Annotated in this window: 27 protein-coding genes; 8 read left to right on the top strand and 19 right to left on the bottom strand. The window is 65.3% G+C overall.

All coding sequences use genetic code 11. The annotated features are described in order from the left end of the window. Together ATJ78_RS01580 and ATJ78_RS01585 are read right to left on the bottom strand one after the other, a co-directional pair. Positions 1–609, bottom strand: a complete 609-nt coding sequence (locus tag ATJ78_RS01580) for a TlpA family protein disulfide reductase (RefSeq protein ID WP_098406004.1) — start codon at positions 607–609, stop codon at positions 1–3. Continuing rightward, complete coding sequence (locus tag ATJ78_RS01585) at positions 606–1,241, bottom strand: histidine phosphatase family protein (RefSeq protein WP_098406005.1); 636 nt, start codon at positions 1,239–1,241, stop codon at positions 606–608. The genes ATJ78_RS01580 and ATJ78_RS01585 overlap by 4 nt, the downstream gene beginning before the upstream one ends. A gap of 161 nt (positions 1,242–1,402) precedes the next feature. Here ATJ78_RS01585 and aspS point away from each other — a divergent pair, with 161 nt between their 5' ends. Then, entirely contained in the window at positions 1,403–3,187 is a 1,785-nt protein-coding gene (gene aspS / locus ATJ78_RS01590) for an aspartate--tRNA ligase (RefSeq protein WP_098409140.1), read from the top strand. 21 nt (positions 3,188–3,208) lie between these two features. Here the strand turns inward: aspS and ATJ78_RS01595 are convergent, their stop codons facing one another. The 9 genes from ATJ78_RS01595 to ATJ78_RS01635 all read right to left on the bottom strand — a co-directional run bounded on the left by ATJ78_RS01595 (position 3,209) and on the right by ATJ78_RS01635 (position 7,402). Next, entirely contained in the window at positions 3,209–3,511 is a 303-nt protein-coding gene (locus ATJ78_RS01595; protein WP_098406006.1) for a Dabb family protein, read from the bottom strand. A gap of 9 nt (positions 3,512–3,520) precedes the next feature. Then, entirely contained in the window at positions 3,521–3,781 is a 261-nt protein-coding gene (locus ATJ78_RS01600) for a glutaredoxin family protein (RefSeq protein WP_098406007.1), read from the bottom strand. 33 nt (positions 3,782–3,814) lie between these two features. Continuing rightward, positions 3,815–4,099: a hypothetical protein gene (locus ATJ78_RS01605; protein WP_098406008.1), complete on the bottom strand. Its 285-nt coding sequence runs from the start codon at positions 4,097–4,099 to the stop codon at positions 3,815–3,817. Positions 4,100–4,251: 152 nt separating this feature from the next. Continuing rightward, entirely contained in the window at positions 4,252–4,350 is a 99-nt protein-coding gene (locus tag ATJ78_RS01610) for a 30S ribosomal protein bS22 (protein ID WP_003792170.1), read from the bottom strand. 94 nt (positions 4,351–4,444) lie between these two features. Further along, positions 4,445–4,639, bottom strand: coding sequence for a helix-turn-helix domain-containing protein (locus ATJ78_RS01615; protein WP_098406009.1), 195 nt, complete (start codon positions 4,637–4,639; stop codon positions 4,445–4,447). Between the two features lie 164 nt (positions 4,640–4,803). Next, positions 4,804–5,025: a helix-turn-helix transcriptional regulator gene (locus tag ATJ78_RS01620; protein WP_245836161.1), complete on the bottom strand. Its 222-nt coding sequence runs from the start codon at positions 5,023–5,025 to the stop codon at positions 4,804–4,806. A 6-nt stretch (positions 5,026–5,031) separates the two neighbouring features. Continuing rightward, entirely contained in the window at positions 5,032–5,916 is an 885-nt protein-coding gene (locus tag ATJ78_RS01625) for an ABC transporter permease (RefSeq protein WP_098406010.1), read from the bottom strand. Further along, positions 5,913–6,833 carry an ABC transporter ATP-binding protein gene (locus tag ATJ78_RS01630; protein ID WP_245836162.1) on the bottom strand — a complete coding sequence of 307 codons (921 nt, stop codon included), beginning with the start codon at positions 6,831–6,833 and terminating at the stop codon, positions 5,913–5,915. The genes ATJ78_RS01625 and ATJ78_RS01630 overlap by 4 nt, the downstream gene beginning before the upstream one ends. A 122-nt stretch (positions 6,834–6,955) precedes the next feature. After that, positions 6,956–7,402, bottom strand: coding sequence for an ArsR/SmtB family transcription factor (locus ATJ78_RS01635; protein ID WP_098406011.1), 447 nt, complete (start codon positions 7,400–7,402; stop codon positions 6,956–6,958). A 73-nt stretch (positions 7,403–7,475) separates the two neighbouring features. Here ATJ78_RS01635 and ATJ78_RS01640 point away from each other — a divergent pair, with 73 nt between their 5' ends. Further along, positions 7,476–8,915 (top strand): TrkH family potassium uptake protein, encoded by a 1,440-nt coding sequence (locus ATJ78_RS01640; protein ID WP_098406012.1) that lies wholly within the window; start codon positions 7,476–7,478, stop codon positions 8,913–8,915. Continuing rightward, positions 8,908–9,576 (top strand): potassium channel family protein, encoded by a 669-nt coding sequence (locus ATJ78_RS01645; protein ID WP_098406013.1) that lies wholly within the window; start codon positions 8,908–8,910, stop codon positions 9,574–9,576. Before ATJ78_RS01640 ends, ATJ78_RS01645 begins: the two co-directional genes overlap by 8 nt. Before the next feature lie 23 nt (positions 9,577–9,599). On the opposite strand, the gene ATJ78_RS01650 is transcribed toward ATJ78_RS01645, so the two are convergent. Beyond that, positions 9,600–10,055: a hypothetical protein gene (locus ATJ78_RS01650; protein ID WP_098406014.1), complete on the bottom strand. Its 456-nt coding sequence runs from the start codon at positions 10,053–10,055 to the stop codon at positions 9,600–9,602. Further along, a complete protein-coding gene (gene proC, locus ATJ78_RS01655; RefSeq protein ID WP_098406015.1) occupies positions 10,052–10,894 on the bottom strand; it encodes a pyrroline-5-carboxylate reductase in 843 nt (280 codons plus the stop codon). The genes ATJ78_RS01650 and proC overlap by 4 nt, the downstream gene beginning before the upstream one ends. 70 nt (positions 10,895–10,964) lie before the next feature. On the opposite strand from proC, the gene ATJ78_RS01660 reads away from it, so the two are divergent. Further along, positions 10,965–12,881, top strand: a complete 1,917-nt coding sequence (locus ATJ78_RS01660; protein WP_169923357.1) for a DUF5107 domain-containing protein — start codon at positions 10,965–10,967, stop codon at positions 12,879–12,881. Positions 12,882–12,921: 40 nt separating this feature from the next. Here the strand turns inward: ATJ78_RS01660 and ATJ78_RS01665 are convergent, their stop codons facing one another. From ATJ78_RS01665 to ATJ78_RS01675, 3 genes are all read right to left on the bottom strand, one after another. Then, complete coding sequence (locus ATJ78_RS01665; RefSeq protein WP_098406017.1) at positions 12,922–13,293, bottom strand: type II toxin-antitoxin system VapC family toxin; 372 nt, start codon at positions 13,291–13,293, stop codon at positions 12,922–12,924. 3 nt (positions 13,294–13,296) lie between these two features. Beyond that, positions 13,297–13,533 (bottom strand): type II toxin-antitoxin system Phd/YefM family antitoxin, encoded by a 237-nt coding sequence (locus ATJ78_RS01670; RefSeq protein WP_098406018.1) that lies wholly within the window; start codon positions 13,531–13,533, stop codon positions 13,297–13,299. A 158-nt stretch (positions 13,534–13,691) separates the two neighbouring features. Next, positions 13,692–14,060 carry a MerR family transcriptional regulator gene (locus ATJ78_RS01675; RefSeq protein ID WP_098409143.1) on the bottom strand — a complete coding sequence of 123 codons (369 nt, stop codon included), beginning with the start codon at positions 14,058–14,060 and terminating at the stop codon, positions 13,692–13,694. Between the two features lie 55 nt (positions 14,061–14,115). On the opposite strand from ATJ78_RS01675, the gene ATJ78_RS01680 reads away from it, so the two are divergent. From ATJ78_RS01680 to ATJ78_RS01690, 3 genes are read left to right on the top strand one after another with little or no spacing between them, the layout of a single operon-like run. Further along, positions 14,116–14,988, top strand: a complete 873-nt coding sequence (locus tag ATJ78_RS01680; RefSeq protein WP_098409144.1) for an alpha/beta fold hydrolase — start codon at positions 14,116–14,118, stop codon at positions 14,986–14,988. A 51-nt stretch (positions 14,989–15,039) separates the two neighbouring features. Beyond that, positions 15,040–15,975, top strand: a complete 936-nt coding sequence (locus ATJ78_RS01685) for an N-acetylglucosamine kinase (protein WP_098406019.1) — start codon at positions 15,040–15,042, stop codon at positions 15,973–15,975. Between the two features lie 44 nt (positions 15,976–16,019). Next, complete coding sequence (locus ATJ78_RS01690; RefSeq protein ID WP_098406020.1) at positions 16,020–16,976, top strand: cation diffusion facilitator family transporter; 957 nt, start codon at positions 16,020–16,022, stop codon at positions 16,974–16,976. A 10-nt stretch (positions 16,977–16,986) separates the two neighbouring features. Here ATJ78_RS01690 and ATJ78_RS01695 read toward each other — a convergent pair whose 3' ends face one another. Both ATJ78_RS01695 and ATJ78_RS01700 read right to left on the bottom strand, forming a co-directional pair. Beyond that, positions 16,987–17,685 (bottom strand): response regulator, encoded by a 699-nt coding sequence (locus ATJ78_RS01695; protein WP_098406021.1) that lies wholly within the window; start codon positions 17,683–17,685, stop codon positions 16,987–16,989. Then, positions 17,682–18,959: a histidine kinase gene (locus ATJ78_RS01700; protein WP_098406022.1), complete on the bottom strand. Its 1,278-nt coding sequence runs from the start codon at positions 18,957–18,959 to the stop codon at positions 17,682–17,684. The genes ATJ78_RS01695 and ATJ78_RS01700 overlap by 4 nt, the downstream gene beginning before the upstream one ends. A 119-nt stretch (positions 18,960–19,078) precedes the next feature. Here ATJ78_RS01700 and ATJ78_RS01705 point away from each other — a divergent pair, with 119 nt between their 5' ends. Then, positions 19,079–19,903, top strand: a complete 825-nt coding sequence (locus ATJ78_RS01705; protein WP_098409145.1) for a GAP family protein — start codon at positions 19,079–19,081, stop codon at positions 19,901–19,903. Positions 19,904–19,911: 8 nt separating this feature from the next. Here the strand turns inward: ATJ78_RS01705 and ATJ78_RS01710 are convergent, their stop codons facing one another. Next, entirely contained in the window at positions 19,912–20,484 is a 573-nt protein-coding gene (locus ATJ78_RS01710) for a GNAT family N-acetyltransferase (RefSeq protein ID WP_098406023.1), read from the bottom strand. Between the last annotated feature and the right edge of the window lie 4 nt (positions 20,485–20,488).

Here is a 20,488-nt window from a genome sequence, read left to right on the forward strand (position 1 = left end):
TCACGTCCCTGCCAGGGCGTCTTCGACCAGCGTCGACAGAATCGACGTGTCTTCGATCGCCCCCAGAATGCGCGCGGCCACCCGGCCCTGCTTGTCCAGCACGATCGTGGTCGGAACGCTGTTGGGCGGAACGGTGTCGGCGAACGCGAGTTTCACACTGCCCGTGTCGACGTCGATGATCGACGAGTAGCCGACGTCGTAGGTGTCGTTGAACGAGGCGGCGGTTCCCGGCTGGTCGCGCAGGTTGACGCCGACGAACTCGACGCCGTCATCGGAGTACTCCTCAAAAACATTGTCGAGAATGGGCGCCTCGGCCCTGCACGGAGCACACGAGGCGTACCAGAAGTTCACGACCACGACGTCGCCGACGAGGTCGCTCGACGAGATCTCGTCACCTGACTCCGTGGTTCCCGAGAAGTCGACCGGTTCGCCGCGGTCGGGCTCGGCGATCTCCATGACCGAGCCGTCGCCCGCGATGTACCCCTTGCTGCTTCCCTCTTTGTACTGCTCGGCGAGGGGATCGCTCGAGCAGCCGGCGACCAGAAGCACCGAGGCGAGCGCGGCTGCGGCGGCCGACAGCATCCGTGTGGTGTGTCGTGCTCGAGTCATACGGCACCCACGTCGACGGCACCTGCCGTCAGCAGAAGCGCGGGTTCGGCGTAGCCCACCTCGACGAAGCGCTTGCCCGTGTGCTCAAGAGTCGTGATGCTCGACAGAGAGCAGCGACGCTTGCGCGGGTCGTGGTGAAGCGGAATGCCCAGGATGCTGGAATGGGCCATCCAGATCGGAAGCTGATGGCTCACGAGCACGACGTCGCCTGATTCCGTGTTCTCCCACGCATCGGTGATCGCCTCGAGCATGCGAGTGACGATGTCGGCGTAGGGCTCGCCCCAGCTGGGCTTGCGGGGGTTGCGCACGGCGTACCAGTTGCGCGGATTGCGCAGTGCGCTGCTCATGCGCATGCCTTCGAAGTAGTTACTCGGCTCGATCACGCGAGCGTCGTTCTCGATCGAGAGCTCGAACGCCGTCGCAATGGGGGCCGCCGATTCTTGCGTGCGCTGCAGCGGTGACGCGATCACGCGCGACACGGGCCGTTTGCGCCGCGCCAGATCGTCGGCGGCGGCCTGTGCCATGCTGCGTCCGCGGTCGGAGAGACCGAAACCGGGAATGCGTCCATACAGCACGCGCGAGGGATTATGCACCTCGCCATGCCGGACGAGGTGGATCTGCGAGGCAACCACGGCCCTTAGTCTACGTTCTGTAGAGCTAAGAATCTGCCGTGAGCAATCAACGGGTGGCGGCACTCGCTTCACGACGAGGCAAGTAGACTTGTCGAATGCTTCGGGGCAGGCCCGTCGTCACACGGCATCCTCCCCTCTTCACCGCCGGAAAGGACCTTTTCGTGCTTCGCACTCACAACGCCGGAACACTCGGACTCGAGCACCTGGGCGAGACGGTCACTCTCGCCGGCTGGGTCGACCGTCGCCGCGATCACGGAGGAGTGGCTTTCATCGATCTGCGTGATGCATCGGGCATCGCTCAGGTCGTCATTCGCGATGAAGACGTGGCGCACCCGCTGCGCTCGGAGTTCGTGCTGCAGGTGACGGGCACCGTGCAGAAGCGGCCGGAGGGCAACGCCAACGACAACCTGTCGACGGGGCAGATCGAGGTCATCGCCGAGACCGTCATCGTGCTCAACGAGGCCGCGCCGCTGCCGTTTCAGGTGTCGACCGCTCTCGACGGAACCGAGACCATCGGCGAAGAAGCTCGCCTCAAGCACCGCTACCTCGACTTGCGTCGGCCCGATCCCGCACGTGCCCTGCGCCTGCGCGCGAAAGCGAACAAGGCAGCGCGCGACGTGCTCGACGAGCGCGAGTTCGTCGAGATCGAGACGCCGACGCTCACGCGCTCCACGCCAGAGGGCGCGCGCGACTTTCTCGTGCCCGCGCGCCTCAACCCCGGCTCGTGGTACGCGCTGCCGCAGTCCCCGCAGCTGTTCAAGCAGCTGCTCATGGTGGCCGGCATGGAGCGGTACTACCAGATCGCCCGCTGCTACCGCGACGAGGACTTCCGCGCCGACCGGCAGCCCGAGTTCACGCAGCTCGACATCGAGATGAGCTTTGTCGAGCAGAGCGACATCATCGAAATCGGCGAGAAGATCGTCTCGGCGCTGTGGAAGCTCATCGGCTACACCGTTCCGACCCCGATTCCGCACATGACGTACGCAGAGGCGATGCAGAAGTACGGCAGCGACAAGCCCGACCTGCGCTTCGGCCTCGAGATCACTGAGCTCACCGAGTACTTCGCCAACACCGGCTTCCGGGTGTTCCAGAACCCCTATGTCGGCGCGATCGTCTTTCCCGGTGGCGCATCGACGCCGCGCCGCGGCTTTGATGCGTGGCAGGAATGGGCCCGCGGCCGCGGAGCGAAGGGACTCGCGTACGTCACGATCGCCGAAGATGGCACGCTCGGAGGGCCGGTTGCCAAGAACCTCAGCGACGCAGAGCGCGAGGGGCTCGCGGATGCTGTCGGAGCGAAGCCCGGAGATGCGATCTTCTTCGCGGCGGGAACTCCGCGCGACTCGCGTGCCCTGCTCGGCGCCGCTCGTCTCGAGGTCGGCCGTGCCGCCAACCTCATCGACGACGATGCGTGGGCGTTCGTCTGGATCGTGGACGCCCCCATGTTCGAGCCGGCCGAGGAAGCCGTGGCCTCAGGCGACGTCGCCGTCGGAGCCGGCCGGTGGACGGCCGTGCATCACGCGTTCACGGCGCCGAAGCCGGAGTATCGCGACACGTTCGACACCGACCCCGAACACGCGCTGTCGTACGCGTATGACATCGTCTGCAACGGCAACGAGATCGGCGGAGGCTCGATCCGTATTCACGAGCGCGACGTTCAAGAGCGCGTCTTCGAGGTGATGGGGCTCGACGAAGAGAACGCGCGCACGAAGTTCGGCTTTCTTCTCGACGCCTTCGCGTACGGCGCTCCCCCGCACGGCGGAATCGCGTTCGGCTGGGATCGCGTCATCGCCCTGCTCACCGGGTCAGACTCGATTCGGGAGGTCATCGCGTTTCCCAAGACCGGAAACGGCTTCGACCCGCTTACGCAGGCCCCCGCGCCCATCACGCCTCAGCAGCGCAAAGAGGCTGGCGTCGACGCCAGGCCGAAGCAGAGCGACGACGAGTAGGCGCGATCTGAGGTCGCGCCGCTACGCCTCGAGATCGATGGATGCCCGCTGGGCGACGACGCTGCGGATGTACGCCGCAACCTCCGCGTGCTCGGGATGCACTTGGTAGGCCTTGAGCGCTGCGACATCGTCGTGCACCGAGATGAGCGCAAGGTCGTAATTCACATCGTCGAACGCCGCGTTGCGCGTGACCTCGAGTGACTGGATGCCGGCGATGCGCCCCACGAGCGCCTCAAGCCGAGCGGCGATCTCGTTCGCAGCATCCGCCTTTGCTGCGTCGTCGTCCCCCGCGAGCGTCCACATCACGATGTGCTTGATGGCCATGGTTCCCCCTCAGGCGTCGTCTTCGGTCAGCGCTGACGCGAGACGACGCTCGTCGACGCGCCAGAAGGTGTGCTGCTCGCCGTCGATCAGTACAACGGGAATCTGCTCCCAGTAGCGCTCGTACAGAGCGGTGTCGTCGAGAATCGATTTCTCTTCGAGAGTCACGGATGCTGCAGAGGGAATCTGCGTGAGCACCCGCTCGATCGCGCCTCGGGCATCGTCGCACAGGTGGCACTCCGGTTTGCCGATGAGCGTGACGGTTATTGTCATGCGACCAGCCTAACGGCCCCGTGCGACGACGCCCTAGGCATCAACGTCCCAGTCGGTCTGGTTGATCAGCGCACGGACGATCCCGTCCCAGTCACTCCCCTGATGAAGGGGTTCGGTGTAGCCGGCAGGGATCCCCCCGTACACGGGCAGCCCATCTTCGCCGTCTTCGTCCAGGAGCACGAGCCGTCCATACGGCGCTCGCGAGATCATCTCGGTGACCACCCATGTTCTCTCCATCGACGGGACGATGCCGAACGTGCGTCCCTTGTGCTCGATGTTCAGCTGACGCGTTGTGCTGGGTCCCTGCTGCGTTGGCATGTCGCCTCCTCACCTGTGCAATGCATCGTTCCCCCAACGGTCGCTTCCCCCCACGGGGAACGACAAGGCGGTTGCGCTATCGGCGACGGAGCGCTAGGCGCACCAAAAAGCGCCAAGGCAGAACCCTGGCGCTTCGGTGCAGTCCCGTGAGACTACTTCTTGTTGCGACGCTGGTGGCGCGTCTTGCGAAGAAGTTTGCGGTGCTTCTTCTTCGCCATGCGCTTGCGACGCTTCTTGATAACTGAACCCACGTAAACCTCACAAAAGTATTGGGTCTGGCCGCGCGTGCCGCGGCCGGCATAAAAGGCCTCGGGTTAGTTTACCCGAATTTCGTGCGTACTCGTGTCACGCAGAATCTGCGACGTTGCGCGTGATGGCATCAGCGATCGCCGACTCGGGAACGCGAAAGGACCGCCCGAAGCGAATAGCGGGCAGCTCGCCGGCGTGAACCATGCGGTAGACGGTCATCTTCGAGACCCGCATCATGTCGGCGACCTCGGCGACGGTCAGAAACCGCACGTCGTCGAATTCTTTAGCCACGAGGCCCCCTTTCGTCACGTCAGTCACACGGCTCACAACAACATTACTGTGAAACCTGAGTGAATGTCGAGCAGAAGCCGATGGGGGCATGACCATCGGTGCGCGAATCCGCTCGCATTGACGAAGTGACCCGCTTTCGGGCAGTCCCTGCGATGGCAGTCGCATCACCCGATGCGCCGGAACTCCTCGAGCGAGAAGAGAACTTCAACGGGTACGTCAAAGTACTCGGCGATCTTCAGAGCGAGATACAGACTGGGACTGTATTCGCCACGTTCGAGGTAGCCGATGGTCTGATAGTGGACGCCGAGAGCTTCCGCGAGCGACCGACGCGAGACGCGGCGCTCGGCGCGCAGCATCGCGATGCGGTTATGAACCGTCTCGGCCACGTTCGGCTAAACCCCCCACTGCTGCTGAACGTCCAGGCGGCGCGCGGCAAGCGTCGACCCCGATTCTCGGCGCGCCATCCGGCCGAGGAGCTTCGGAGCGATGGCGAGACACACGACCGCCCACGCGGCCAGAACGATGAACACCCATTCCAGTCGCCAGGACCCAGAGATTTCGACGGCGGACATCGCGTCAGGCAGCAGCGAGGCCCGCAGCCCGAGGCCGTACCAATACAGCGGGAAGGCCTGTGCGACTCCCTGCAGCCACCCGGGGAGCGCGACGATCGGATAGAAGATTCCTGAAATGCCGACGAGCACCAAGACTGGCATCATCACGAAACCCATGAACTTCGGGTTGGAGACAAGTGCTCCGAGAACGGCGCCAATCGCCAAGGTGGACACCATTCCGAGCACGAGCACGGAAGCGAAGAGCAGCCAGCGCAATGGCGAAGCGAACTCCAGACCGTCGAAGAGCAGCAGCCCGACAACGAGCATCAGAAGTGCGGAGACCACGGTGGAGATGAGATTTGCCGTGATTTCCCCGACAAGATAGCCCGTTGTTCCGCCCGGTACCGATTTTGAGCGCAGGAGAGTGCCGTTCGTGCGATCCATGGAGAGGACTCCCACGATCCCCATGACACCGCTAAACAGAACGCCCATCGCGATGACGCCGGGCAGTCCCATCGCTCCGAGATCGACGGATGCGCCGCCGAATGTTCCCTGCGACAGAAAGATCAGCGACACAACCATCAGCGTCATCATCACGAGGGTGCCGACGATCTCACTCGGAGTAGTCAGCTGAATGCGCGCCGAGATCAACCCGCGCTTCAGGCCGGTCTTGTAGGTGCTCACCGTCGGGTTGTACCGAGGGGTTCTCCTCACAACCGTCGTCATCGCGCTGCCTCCTCGAACGCTGTTGCCTCAATCGTGCCGCCACTCTCGAACTCCTCGACGAGCGACAGGTAGGCGTCTTCAAGCGTTGCACGACGAATCTGCAGGTCGGCCACGCCGGCATCGTGCTCCAACAGCTCGCGCACGAACTGCGTTGAGTCCTCGGCGACGTGGAGGTGTTGCTGCCCGTGCGCGCGCCAACTGATCTCGGCAGTGCGTGACACCGCGCTCGTCAGTTCGAATGGGGTGCCGTCGGCGATGATTCGCCCGCCTGCGAGAATGACGATGCGACTGGCCAGCGCCTCGGCTTCGGCCAGATCGTGTGTTGTCAGCATGATCGTGATGCCTTCCATGTCGCTCAGTCGATGGATGAGGTCGTGAAAGTCCCGGCGTGCACGCGGGTCGAACCCCGTCGTCGGTTCGTCGAGAAACAGCAGGGAGGGCTTGCCGATGATGGCGAGCGCCACATCAAGACGCCGCCGCTGCCCGCCTGAAAGAGTCTGCAGCTTCTGCTGTGCCTGCTCGGTCAGCCCAACCATGTCCAGCAGCTCGTCCGCCTCCCACGGGTCGACATATGGGCGGTAGAAGTCGGCCAGATGCGATAGCAACTGGCGCGGCCGCCATTTGCCGTGATCGGTCGATGCTTGAAGGACCATCCCGATCTGCGACCGCCAGCCGTCGTCGCCTCGCGCCGGATCGCTGCCGAGGACGGAGACACTCCCTGACGAGGGTGTGCGGAATCCCTCGAGGATCTCGATCGTCGTGCTCTTTCCCGCCCCATTCGGCCCGAGCATCGCCACGATCTCGTCTTCGTGGATGTCGAGCTGAAGACCATCGAGAACGGTCTTGTCTCCGTAACTCATGCGCAGATCGGAGACAGAGATGATCGGCGTTCGTGACGCCGTCTGCGATGATTCCACGTCTACCCCATCTAAGATCATGTACAGGATGTAGTACTTATGCTACATCTTTGACGTGCAGAAGTGCATGGCAGCCGCGGAATACGCGTCACGGCGAGGCGAGCCGGTCGCTGACGAGACGGCTATTCGCCAGATCTGCCGAATCGCTTGCCCATCGCCGTGACGGCGTTCGAGACGCGCTTGCGCGTTCCCGCGGCGACGTGCCCTATCGCGTCGGCAACCTGCTTGGCCTGCTCGGGCAGATGAGCTTCGATCTCGCGTTTGAGATCCTGCTCGCTGAAGTCAACGCTCAGAAAGGGGATGAGCCAGTCTTCGACGGCTTCGAGAGGCTCGCTGTCGAGTGAGTAGTAGCGGTGCTGCCCTTCTTCGCGCACCTCCACGAGCCCGGCTTCGCGCAGCACCTTGAGGTGCTTGGAGACGGTTGGCTGGCTCAGTCCCAGCCCGGCGACGATCTCGGAGACGCTTGTTCCGCGCGCGGCACCGCTCTCATCGAGGGAATGACGTTCGCGAAGCACGCGCAAGATGTCCCTTCTTGTTCCGTCTGCGATAACGTCAAAGATGTCGGCCATGTATCAAGGTTAGTAAGTCCCGCGGCGGAGTACCATTGCGAGGCGTATCAGCTCCAACTCAAGTGAGGTCTTCATGGCACGCAGCAGGCGCGCCTCATCGTCACCGCTCGCCCGCACCGCGCTCGGGCGCCTGCGCGAGGCAGTCAATGACTTCACGACGCGTTCGCCCTCACGATTTGCGATTCTGGTTTTCGGCTCGCTCATCGCGGTGTTCACATTTCTCTTCATGCTTCCCGCCGCGTCGGCGGACCGCAGCTGGACGCCGCTTGCTGATGCGTTCTTCACCGCGATGTCGACCATCTGCGTGACGGGCCTCGCGACCGTCGACATGGCAACGCACTGGTCGTTCTTCGGTGACGTGCTCGTTGTGCTCGGCGTGCAGATCGGCGCAGTAGGCGTGCTGACGCTTGCGTCGATTCTGGGAATGGTGATCTCACGACGACTCGGCTTGAGAGCGAAGCTCGTCGCCGCATCTGACAGCAATCCGCTGCGCGTGCACCACGGACCCGTCGCCGAAGGGCAGGCGGTACGCCTCGGCGACATCGGCAATCTGCTGCTGACCGTGGTCGTCAGCCTCCTAGTCATCGAAGCCGGGCTCGCCGTCCTGCTCTTCGCACGCATGATCATGGACGGCATCGCCTGGGGCGAGGCCGCGCTGCACGGCGTCTACTACTCGGCTATGGCGTTCACCAATACGGGTTTCACGCCGAACGAACTCGGCCTTGAGCGCTTTGCCAACGACACGTGGTTTCTCGGCATCCTGATCATCGGCGTCTTTCTCGGTTCAATCGGCTTTCCCGTGATCTTCGCGCTCAAACGTCACCTGATCCGGCCGCGGCAGTGGTCGCTGCACGTCAAGCTCACTCTCGTCACGACGTTGATTCTGCTCGTGCTCGGCGCCGTGGCCATCGTCGTTCTCGAGTTCAACAATCCAAGAACGTTCGGCCGAATGGATGCGGGCAACACGGTGTTCCAGTCGCTGTTCCTCTCGATGATGTCGCGATCGGGCGGCTTCGCCACCATCGACATCTCTGAGCTGAACAGCTCAAGCCTCCTTGTGCTCGACATGCTCATGTTCGTCGGCGGCGGCTCCGCTTCGACGGCGGGCGGCATCAAGGTCACGACGCTTGCCGTGCTTGTTCTTGCAGCATTCGCCGAGGCGCGCGGTCGTCAGGAGATCACCGCGTTCGGCCGCCGCATTCCCGGCGACGTGATTCGCGTCGCGATCTCGGTGTTCTTCTGGGGAGCGACGATCGTCGCTCTCTCGTCGATCATCATCATGCAGATCACGAAGGAGCCTCTCGACCGGGTTCTGTTCGACGTCATCTCGGGATTCGGAACCGTCGGCATGTCGACGGGTCTGACAGAAGAGCTGCCGGATGCCGGAAAATACGTGCTCGCGCTCACGATGTTTATGGGGCGCGTTGGTACAGTGACCTTGGCCGCAGCAGTCGCCTCCACGAGCAACGGGCGCCTGTATCGCCACCCAGAAGAGAGGCCCATCGTTGGTTGACCGCATCAAACACGACGCGCCCGTGCTGATCATCGGTCTCGGACGCTTCGGCGCCGCGTGCGCGGGCGAGCTCGACAGGCTGGACCGCGAGGTTCTCGCGATCGACGGCGACGAGGGCCTCGTGCAGAAGTGGGCGGACCGCATCACGCACACCGTGCAGGCCGACGCCCGCAACATCGAGGCGCTTAAGCAGATCGGCGCAGGCGACTTCTCGGTGGCCGTTGTCGCTGTCGGGTCCTCGATCGAGGCATCCGTGCTGATCACCGCGAACCTCGTCGACCTCAAGATTCCTCAGATCTGGGCCAAGGCCGTGTCTCAATCGCACGGCAAGATCCTCGCTCGCGTTGGCGCGAACCACGTCATCTACCCCGAAGCCGAGGCAGGCGAGCGCGTCGCGCACCTTGTGAACGGACGGATGCTGGATTTCATCCAGTTCGACGATGACTTCGCCCTCGTCAAGATGTATCCGCCCAAGCCGATTCGCGGAAAGAACCTCACCGATTCTGGCGTACGCACCAAGCACAACGTCACCGTTGTCGGCGTCAAGTCCCCGGGCAAGCCGTTCACCTACGCCACGGCAGACACCGTGGTGTCCGATCACGACCTGATCATCGTCTCGGGATCGTCGGGCGATATCGAGCGCTTCGCTGCGCTCAGCTGAGCGCAGGCACTCGCCGAACGCGGTCACGCGCGCAGCATCGCCAGCAGCCGCTCGGGGTCGCGCAGCAGCATCCGGGATTCTGGATCGTCGATGAGCCGGCGCAGAAGCGCCTGCGTCGCACGAACCGGCTTCACCCAGTAGCGACCGACGTGGTGCCTCGTGACATCGACGTGTACGGCATCTCCCTCGTGCGGCACCACGTCGAACGACGCGTCGTACTCCTGGTCGACGATCTCCCAATCGTGCAGCATCGCGCCGGCGACAGCGAGAAGCGCCGTCGTCACCGCCCCGGGCCAGCGGAAGCGCGTCGTGCGCACATCGAACGTCGCCGATGCAATCGTGTTCCAGCCCAGTTGGATCGGCTCCTCACCGTGACGCAGAATGACGATTCCCGCCTCGGTCAGGCGCACGTGGTGCCCGCCGAGGTCGCCGATGGCCAGGTGTCCGTCACGCGATTCGAGCGGACCGTATCGCGTCACGAGCCGGCTGCGAGCTCGCGCGCACGTGCGAGCGCAGCATCCGTCGCTTTCGTGAACGTCTCAGCGAACCCCGCCTGCTGCAGCACGGTGACGGCCTGCTCCGTGGTTCCCTTAGGACTCGTCACCTGAATGCGCAGCTGCTCCGGAGTCTTGTCGGACTGCATGAGCAGCTCGGTTGCTCCCGCAAACGTGCCGTTCACGAGCGTCGCTGCCTGCTCGGGCGTGAACCCCTTGTCGATCGCTGCCTTCGTGAACTCCTCGATCAGGTAGAAGACGTAGGCCGGGCCCGACCCGGAGATCGTCGAGAGCGCGTCGATCTGGTTCTCGGGAACCTCGACGACCTCGCCAACGGTCTCGAACACGGCACGTGCAAGCGCGAGGTCCTCATCGCTCGAGCGCGTGCCCGGCGCGATGCCCGTGACGCCCTTGCCGACGTGCGACGGCGTGTTGGGCATGGCGCGAATGACCGAGACGTTCTCGGGCAGCAGACTCTCGAAGGTCTCGACGGTGACGCCCGCCGCCACGCTCACGACGATGGCCCCGGGCTCCAGGTCGTCGGCGATGTCACGCAGCAGGTCGGGGACCATGTGCGGCTTCACGCCGATCAGCACGACCTTGGCGCCGGCAAGTGCTCGTGCCGTGGCATCCGGTGTCTGCTCAAGTGCATACGACGTGACGCCCTCAAGAGCGTCGAGCGGTTCGGCCTTGGCCGCGGTGCGGTTGGTGACGCGGATTCCGCCGTCGACGTTCACGTGCGGCTGCACGAGCCCCGAGAGGATCGCACCGCCCATCGACCCGGCACCGAGAATGGCAATGGCAGGAAGTGTCGTCTCACTCATGCGTCCATCCTACGAGCGCAGCGTACGGCTACCATCGGGGTATTACCGACGCATCAGAGAGGATGCCGCCATGACCGCGATCCGTGTCGAGACGATCACCCTCCCCGCCGCCGATCTCGGCGCCGCGAACCCGTTGGCCGTTGTCGCCGACGCATCGCAGCCGCCCTACGCCGTTTCCGGCGCGCTTCCCGAAGAGATTGCCGCGGGCATGGGCTTCGGCGGCGTGCGCAACCTCTTTCCCTATACGATGCAGGACGACTACGACCGAGAGCTGCGGCCCACCGAGTTCATGGCGATCGTGCTCGAGAACACTCACTTGCGGGCCATGGTGCTGCCCGAACTGGGCGGGCGCGTATGGTCGCTGCGCGATCTCGACAGAGATGTCGATCTGCTGCACGCGAACGATGCCGTTCAGTACGCCAATCTCGCTCTGCGCGACGCGTGGTTTGCGGGCGGAATCGAGTGGAACCTCGGCACGCGAGGGCATGCGCCGTCGACGGCGAGCCCGCTTCACGCGGCGATCGTCGACATCGACGGCGGACAGCTGCTGCGCATGTGGGAGTTCGATCGCCTGCGCGAGACCGTGTTTCAGGTCGATCTCTCGCTTCCCGCCGACTCAAGCGCGTTGTTCGCCTACGTGCGCATCCGCAACACGTCCGGGCGCGACGTCCCCATGTACTGGTGGACGAACGCCGCGATCCCCCAGACACCGAGCACGCGCATCATCACGCCCTCGCGTTCGGCGATCGCGACGGGATACGACGGCGCGATCGCGTCGGTCGAGATCACCCCAGACATGCTCGTTCCAGCGCGAGCGCCATACGCCGCGGACTACTTCTTCGACCCCGTCGACGACGAGCGCCCGTGGGTGGCAGCATGCGATGAGAACGGCGACGGCCTCGCGCTGCTCTCGACCAGACGCCTTCGCGGTCGCAAGCTGTTCTGCTGGGGCGAAGGCGCTGGCGGGCATCGCTGGCAGCGCTGGCTCACGCCAGGCGGAAACCATTACGCCGAGATCCAATCTGGCCTTGCGCGCACGCAGTTCGAGCATCTCCTGCTACCCGCAGGCGAGAGCTGGGACTGGGTCGAAGCGTACGGCAACATCGCGCTCGGCGGTGGGTCTCGTCTCGCCGAGGGTGAGATTCCGGATGCTGCCGCCGCAGCGCGCCGCGTCGAGACGCTGTGGCCTGCCGCCAGCATGGAGGCGCAGCTCGCGCAGTCCCGGGAGGCCGCGGATGTCCCGCCCGGCGACCTCGTCGTGCGCGGAAGCGGCTGGGGGCACCTCGAGCAGCGAAGACGCGAGCATGCCGGTGACGGCGCCCTCGCGGCATCCGGCACCCCCTTCGACGTCGTGACCGACGACGTGCAGCCCTGGCTCGAGCTTCTCGACACGGGCACGCTCTCGCTCATCGACCGACGTGAGATCCCGGGCAGCTATGTGCGCGGCGAAGCATGGGAGATGCTGCTCACGCAGGCTCCCCGCACGTGGCTCACGGCCGCGCACCTGGCAACCATGGCGCACGCCCGCGGCGATATCGAGAGAGCGGGCGCGTACTACGCGGCATCCTTCGCCCTCGCCCCCAACATGATGGTGCTGCGCGGCCGAGCTCGTCTGCGCGCCGAGACCGACCGTGTCACGCTCGCCGCCGATGACTACCTCGCGGCAGCAGGGCACGCTCTGCCCGCGGCGCAGCCTGCCCTCGTCATCGAGGCCGCCACGGTGCTTCTTGCCGGTGGCGACCCCGCGGGAGCCCTGCGCATCATTGAGGCGGCGGATGCTGAGATCGCGAAGATCGGTCGTGTGCGGTTTCTGCGAGCGACGGCGCTGCACCGGCTTGGGCGCAACGCCGAGGCGGGGCGGATGCTGCGCGAGGGCATCGAGATCGCGAATCTTCGCGAGGGCGACGATACGGTGTCGGATCTGTGGTCGCGAGTAATTCCCGACGAACCACTCCCGGCCGACTACGACTTCCGCATGAAGGTCTGAGCCCCGGTCTGGTCACTCGCCCTGCGCACCAGCTATCGCCTCACACCCACTCGACGTCGTATTCGCGAATCCGTTCGTCGACCGTAACAAGCGCCAGTCCCTCTGCACTCGCCTGCGCGATGAGCATGCGATCGAATGGGTCGTGATGGTGCCACGGCATGTCACGGAGCTTCTCCGCTTCCGCAGCGCTGAATGAGAGAATCTCGAACCCGCTCGATGTCACAGCGGGCTGCAGCGGTCCTGGGACATCCAGCTTGCCAAGGGACGCCTTGATCGATATTTCAGCGATCGACACGCTGGAGACAAAGACGGCGTTCGTTCCGTCCGCAATCAGCTCTCGGTGCCCTTTGCTCAACCGTGCATCGTTGGCGAGCCACCAGAGCATGATGTGCGTGTCGAGCAGAAGCCGCATGGGCTATGCGCCGTACCAATCACGCTCGTCCTGGGCCGTGAACTCGTCGAAGTCATCCGCGATGCGCACGCGGCCTTCCCAGACGCCTGCTACGCGATCACGCGGCGGCTCCCACTTCACGAGGCGAACAACCGGCTTTCCCGCTCGCGCAATGACCACGTCATCGCCGCGCAACGCGCTTTCGATGAGTCGTGAAAGCTGCGTCTTCGCCTCGTAGACGTTCACGGGCTTCGTAGACATACGATCATAATACTCCTCATGGTCTAGTTGGTCTAGTTCGATTCAGACCGGAGCTATCACAGCAGAGCTCACGCCCGGTTCGGTCGACGTGCGCCTGCGCCGCGACAATGCCGCATTGGAAGCTGCCCTGCGCTATATTTAGCCGCTGCTTCAGACAGTTATCGTCGCAGCGCGTAAGCGGAGCACTCGGGACAGCGCGTGATGAGACTGTGGCGGCACTGCCTCACATGACGCAAGAACAGCTCCGCAGCATCCAGTTCCTCGCGCTGCCGGCGAATTGCCGCCAAGCGCCGATCGATGACGGCATCCCTTCCCTGTTCGCCTCGATGAAGCACGTGCCGAATCTCACGCAGACTCACTCCGACACCACGACACGCCTGCACGATCTGCAGGCGGCGCACGTGCTCCTCCGAGTACTCCCGATGCCCCGCCGCCGTGCGCTCTGGCACGACGAGCTTCATGTCCTCCCAGTGGCGGAGCACGTGCGTCTCAACCCCCAGCCGAGCCGCGGCTTCTGCGATCTTCATGTGCTCATGATCGCACCTTGACTTCAGGTCGACCTGAACTTCTACCGTTGTGGCCATGAACACGTTCACGCCGATTCCGCTGCCGTCGCTCGTTGACATGGAGGGTTCGCGCATCGCGACGACGGTTCTGCAGCCGACAGAACGCGAGCCACGCGGAGACGTTGTGCTGTGTCATGGCACACCATGGTCTTCCACCGTGTGGGCCCCGATCGCGCAGGCCCTGAGTGCCGACTACCGCGTGTTCCTGTGGGACATGCCCGGGTACGGCAAGTCGATCGCCCAGGATGCTCCAAGCGCCGATCTCGTGAGCCAGCGCAAACGCTTCGCGTCCCTCATCGATCATTGGCAGCTTGATCGGCCGCACGTGATCGCGCACGACATCGGTGGAGCGGTCGCCCTCGGCGCTCACGTTCTCGAGGGCGTCGACTACGCGTCCCTCTACCTGATGGATACCGTCACTCTGGATCCGTGGGGATCTGCATTCTTTCGGCTTGTCGCCGACAACCGGAACGTGTTCTCTGCGCTGCCGCCGACGCTGCACGCGGCCCTCGTCCGCGCGTACATCGCTGGCGCGGGCGGTCCCCGTCTCGATCCCGGGTGGATCGACGCCCTCAGCCGGCCATGGAAGAGCGCCGTCGGACAAACGGCGTTCTACCAGCAGATCGCGCAGCTTTCACCCGACCACACCACGCCGATCGTCGAGCGACTTGCCACCGTTCGGTGCCGCACCCGAATCGCGTGGGGTGCGTCGGATCCGTGGATCGACGTCGAGCAGGCGACTCGCCTGGCGTCGCTGCTTCCGGGCACCCCTGATGTTGTGGTGTTCCCCGAGGTCGGCCACCTGCTTCCCCTCGAAGCCGCAGACGACCTCGCGGCCGACGTCGGTGACTGGCTCTGCGGTTCAGGAGCACGGGTTCCGGCATCATAGTCTGGAAGCGGTTCGCTGACCGCCGCACTCTCGCCTGACCTGAAAGAACACATGACCCACATCACTCGACTCTGCATTGACGGCGGCCAGTCAGGAATCCGCCTGCGCGGCACCGCCGATGACGGGAGCGTGCTGACAGCATCCGCTCCCGGTGTACTGACTGACCGGCCCGTTCTCGACCAGATGGCCGACGAGGTTCTGGCATTCGCGAGCGCCAACGATGTCACGTGCGACGAAGTCGCGGTCGGCGTTTCCGGGCTCACGCCCGCGGCAACGATGCCGGAACGCCTTCTCGACGCCGTGAGGCCCATCGGCGTCAGCAGGGTCGCGGTCGCGCACGACTCTATCAGCGGCTACCTCGCGGCGAACGACACCGAGACGGGTGTCATGCTCGCGGTGGGCACGGGCGTCGTCGTTCTCGCCGTCGCCGCCGGCGGTGTTGCCAAGGTCGACGGCTGGGGAAATCTGATCGGCGACGCCGGCAGCGGCTACTGGGTGGGGCGCGAGGGACTCATCGCCGTCATGCGCGCCTTCGACGGGCGTGGCGACGAGACGGAGCTGACGGCGCTGGCAGAGGACGCGTTCGGCCCTCTCGACGAGATCTACATGGTGCTGCAGTCCGATCCGAGGCGCGTCTCGCGCATCGCGGCGTTCTGCCGCACGACCGTCGACGCGGCGCGTGCGGGAGACTCCGTCGCGACGGAGATCGTTCGTCGTGCGGCCGCAGAGCTGGCACACTCGGCGCGATCGGCGCTCGTGCGCGCCGGCTGGGCGGAAGGCTCCCCCACCCGAGTGAGCGCCGTCGGGTCTCTGCCGACCAAATCGACGTTCTTCCGGGAGCACCTCGAGGACGCTCTCCACGACAAGGGCCTCGGCGGCGCCGTGCAGCAGCCGCTGCACACGGAGCCCATCGACGGCGTCGCCGCCCTGCTCGACGTCGCGCCGCAGCATCCGCTGAGAACTCACATCGCAATGGCATCGATCTGACACGCCTCCGCCGGTAAGATCGTGCCACCGAAACGAGGAGCATCGTGAGCGCAACTGGCGGAAACAAGGCAATCATCGCGGCATTCTCGGCAAACCTCGGGATCGCGATCACCAAGTTCATTGCGTGGGCCCTGTCCGGGTCCGCGTCCATGCTCGCTGAAGGCGTGCACTCCGTCGCCGACTCCGGAAACCAGCTGCTTCTGCTGGTCGGCGGACGCAAAGCGCGCAAGGAGGCAGACCGAGAGCATCCCTTCGGCTACGGGCGCGAGCGGTACGTGTACGCGTTCGTGGTCGCGATCATTCTGTTCAGCGTCGGCGGTGTCTTCTCGATCTACGAGGGCATCGAGAAGCTGCGGCATCCGCACGAACTCTCGATGTGGTGGCTGCCGATCGCGGTGCTGGTCGTGGCGATCTGCCTCGAGAGCTTCTCGCTGCGCACGGCGGTCAAGGAGTCGAACCAGGTGCGCGGCGACCGCTCGTGGGCGCAGTTCGTGCGTCGCGCCAAGGCCCCCGAGCTGCCCGTCGTTCTGCTCGAAGACGTCGCGGCTCTGCTCGGTCTCGTGTTCGCGCTGTTCGGCGTCGGGCTCACGGTGATCACCGGCAACTCGATCTTCGACGCGATCGGCACGCTGTGCATCGGCACGCTGCTCGTCGTGGTGGCGATCGTGCTCGGCATCGAGACGAAGAGCCTTCTCGTGGGCGAGGGCGCAACGGTCGAAGACCACAAGCGCATCGTGCACGCGATCACGTCGGGCGACGAGGTCGACACCATCATTCACATCAAGACGCTGTACCTCGGCCCAGACGAGCTGCTCGTTGCCGCAAAGCTTGGCTTCGCGAAGACGGCAACGCTCGATCAGGTGACGAACGGCATCAACGCGATTGAGCGCCGCGTGCGCGAGGCCGTTCCCGCGGCGCGCGTGATCTACTTCGAGCCCGACGTCTACCGAAAGGATGCTGCCGCAGACACAGAGTCGATCGTGGTACGCGGCGAGGACTGACGGTCCGCCGTCAGGCGAGGCCGCTCTCGCGCGCAATGATCGCCGCCTGCATGCGTGACGTGCAGTCGAGCTTGCGCAGAACGCGAGACACGTGCGTCTTCGCCGTCGCCTCAGAGATGTAGAGCTCTGCGGCTACCTGCTGGTTCGACAGACCGCGGCCGAGCGTGGCGAGAACGTCGCGCTCCCGCGCCGTGAGCTGGCGAAGCTGCGCGGCGTCGACAGCATCCATTCGCCTCGTCTGCTCCGGCGCATCGCCGTTCGGCGTGGCGGCCCACTCAGCGCCCACGGTGTCTCCGCCGGCGAACGCGGCGAGCAGCCGTCGCGTGACCTGGGGCGCAAGCACTCCGTCGCCCGCCGCCACGTGACGAATCGCCGCGACAAGGTCGTCGGGCTCCACCGTCTTCAGCAGAAACCCGGCGGCACCCGCGCGCATGGCCTCGAAGACGAACTCGTCGAGGTCGAACGTCGTGAGCACGAGCACCTCGGCCGTTGCCTCGGCCACGATCTGCCGCGTGGCACTGATGCCGTCCCTCCCGGGCATGCGAATGTCCATGAGCACCACGTCGGGCGCCCGCTCGCCGACGAGCGCCACCGCGCCGTCGCCGTCCGATGCCTCGCCGACGACCTCGAAGCCGGCGTTCTCGAGCATGGCGCGAAGGCCAAGCCGAATGGCCGCGTGGTCGTCGGCGATCACGATCCGAACACTCATCGCGCAGCCTCCGGCACAGACGCCTGCACGGGAATGCGCACGTCGACACGCCAGCCGTCGGCGTCCTTGCGCGAATCGAGGGCGCCGCCGAACGCCTCGGCCCGTTCGCGCATCACACGAATGCCGATTCCGGAGCTCGGCACGACAGCATCCGCCCCGTTCGTCGCCAGCGTGTTGCACGCGGTGATGCGTACCTCATGGTCGAGTGTCATGCGCAGGTCGAGCACACTCCCGGGAGCGTGCTTGGCAGCGTTTGCGACAATCTCGCCCACGATGCGCGCGATCGCCTGCCGAACCGGATCGCCAACGCGGCCAAACATCTCGGCGTCGGGCAGGTCGAGGGCGATGGAGATGGTGGATGCTGATTCAGCCTCGCGCACCTGCCGCTCAAGCCCCGCGAGCGACGCGTCCACGGCAACCGGCGCGAGCGGCTCGTCACCCGCTCGAAGCACGGTGATGAGCGAGCGCATGTCATCGAGCGCGCCCACGCTCGATTCTCGAACCGTCGCGAGAGTCTCGCGCTGCCGTTCTGCTACGCGCCGCCAGCCGTCGGCATCGTCCGCGTCCGCGACCGTCAGTCCTGCCGCCGAGTTGATGGCGATCGCCGAGAGCCGTGACGCGACGACGTCGTGCAGTTCGCTGGCCATGCGCGCCCGCTCATGACGCACAGCCTCATCGCGCTGCAGCTCGGCAATGCGTCGCGTGTCGTCGTTGCGCGTCCGCTCGAGCTCGAGCCGCTGCTCGCCGAGTGCGGCGATTTCATTGCGCTGCCGCACGTTCGTTCCCCACCACACGGGCGTGCCGAAGATGGCGACGCCCTGCAGCGCACCGAACACGACCGCGCCGAGTCCTTCGCTCATGGGTCCGGCGGTCGTGAGCGCGACTCCAGCGACGGCGACGCCCGCCGTCACGCGCCTGACGATGGTGCCGCCATAACAGGACGCCGAGTAGAGCCCATCGACGAGGTACAGGATCACCGCGCTCGACCCGCCGAGCGCGACGTCGAGAGCCACGGCGACAAGACTCAGGGCGAGGGTCGCGCCCGGCGCACGGCGCCTCAGCGCGCTCGCCGTCGCCGCCACCGCGATCGGGCCGAGAAAGACCGCGGTACCCAGCCCTCGGTCGATGAAGAAGCCGACGTCGCCCACGACAACGAGCACGATGCAGACCGCTGTGAAGACCACCGTTCCGGCAACGTGCATCACGCGCGGTCGATCGCGCGCCCACGCCGCCGCGCGGTCTGCAAAGCGAGAGAGAGCGGTCATCATGCCCATTTCAGCACAACGGCACCCGCGGCACGTCCCTCGAACGATGTACGCGCGCCGCCGGCATCCGCGTGAAATCACTCGATTGCCGGACGCCCCGCCCGCATGCGCTCGCAACCATGGAATTCATGGACATCGATTCCTTACTCAGCACAGCCTTTGACGGTCCCGCCCTGCTCGGCGTGCTGGCGGTTCTCGCGCTCATCGACTCGACGAGCTTCGGCACTCTGCTGATTCCCGTTTGGCTGCTGCTCGCTCCCGGGCGCCTCCGCCCCGGGCGCATGCTGGTTTATCTCGGCACGATCACCGCCTTCTACGCGGCGGTCGGCATCATGATCGCCCTCGGCGCGACGTTCTTCACCGACGCGATCGCAGCCTTCTTCGCCTCGCCCGTCGCGCGGTGGCTGCAGCTGCTTCTCGGCGCGGGCATGCTCGTGTTCAGCTTCACCATGGACACGGGAAAGAAGGGCGGCGACGGCGAGTCACCGCGTTCGGGCCGCCTCGCGCGGTGGCGCGCCCGGGCCATGGGGGTTCAGGATGCTGGTGAGCAGCCAGCCTCAAACGCACCGTCTGGCGGCGCTACGACCGCGACGCGCGCCGCCTTGGCACCCCTCATGATGCTCGCGCTGACTGCCGCGCTCATCGAAGTGGCGTCGATGCTCCCGTATCTCGCCGGAATCGGTCTGATTTCGGCCTCCGATGTCGGATGGCCTGGCTCGGCGGGCCTCATCGTCGGGTACTGCATTGTGATGGTGCTCCCCGCGCTCGTGCTGCTGGTCGCACGCATCGTCGCGCTTAAGCACGTCGAACCTCTGCTGCAGCGTATCAACGCGTGGATCACCAAGAACGCCGCGAGCTCGACGGCGTGGATCGTGGGAATCGTCGGGTTTCTGCTCGCCCGCGACGCGGCGACGGCGCTCGGGCTGTTCGACGCCCTGAACACCCTGCGCTGAGCCCGCGCTCAGCGCAGGTCGAGGCGCATGAGCACGCGCGGAAAGCCCGCGAGCACCGACGTCGTATCTGCTGCCTTCTCGAATCCCGCCTTCTCGAACGTTGCGCGGGTTCCGACGTACGCCATGGTCAAGTCGACCTTCTCTCCACGGTTGTCGACCGGATACCCCTCGATCGCCGGCGCTCCGTTCTCGCGGGCGAACTCGACGGCCCCCGCGAGCAGAGGATGCACGAGTCCCTGTTTACGATGCCCCGGGCGCACTCTCATGCACCAGACGCTCCAGACGTCGAGATCGTCAATGTGCGGAATCTTGCGATTGCGGGCGAAGCTCGTGTCGGCACGGGGATGAACACCCGCCCAGCCGACCGGCTCACCGTCGTCATAGGCGATCACTCCTGGGGGCGGCGTCTCGGCACACAGCTGTCTGACGCGCTCTGCACGCTCGGGTCCGCGCAGCTGCGTGTGCTCCTTCGCCTGGAGTCGGTAGCTCAGACAGAAGCACACGTTCGCGTCTGGTCGCTTGGGGCCGACAAGGGTCGCGACATCGTCGAAGTTCGACGCGGGCAGCACATCGATGGACATACTC

Origin of the sequence: Paramicrobacterium agarici (assembly GCF_002563955.1) — a bacterium.
In the GTDB taxonomy this organism is placed as follows: Bacteria; Actinomycetota; Actinomycetes; order Actinomycetales; family Microbacteriaceae; genus Paramicrobacterium; species Paramicrobacterium agarici.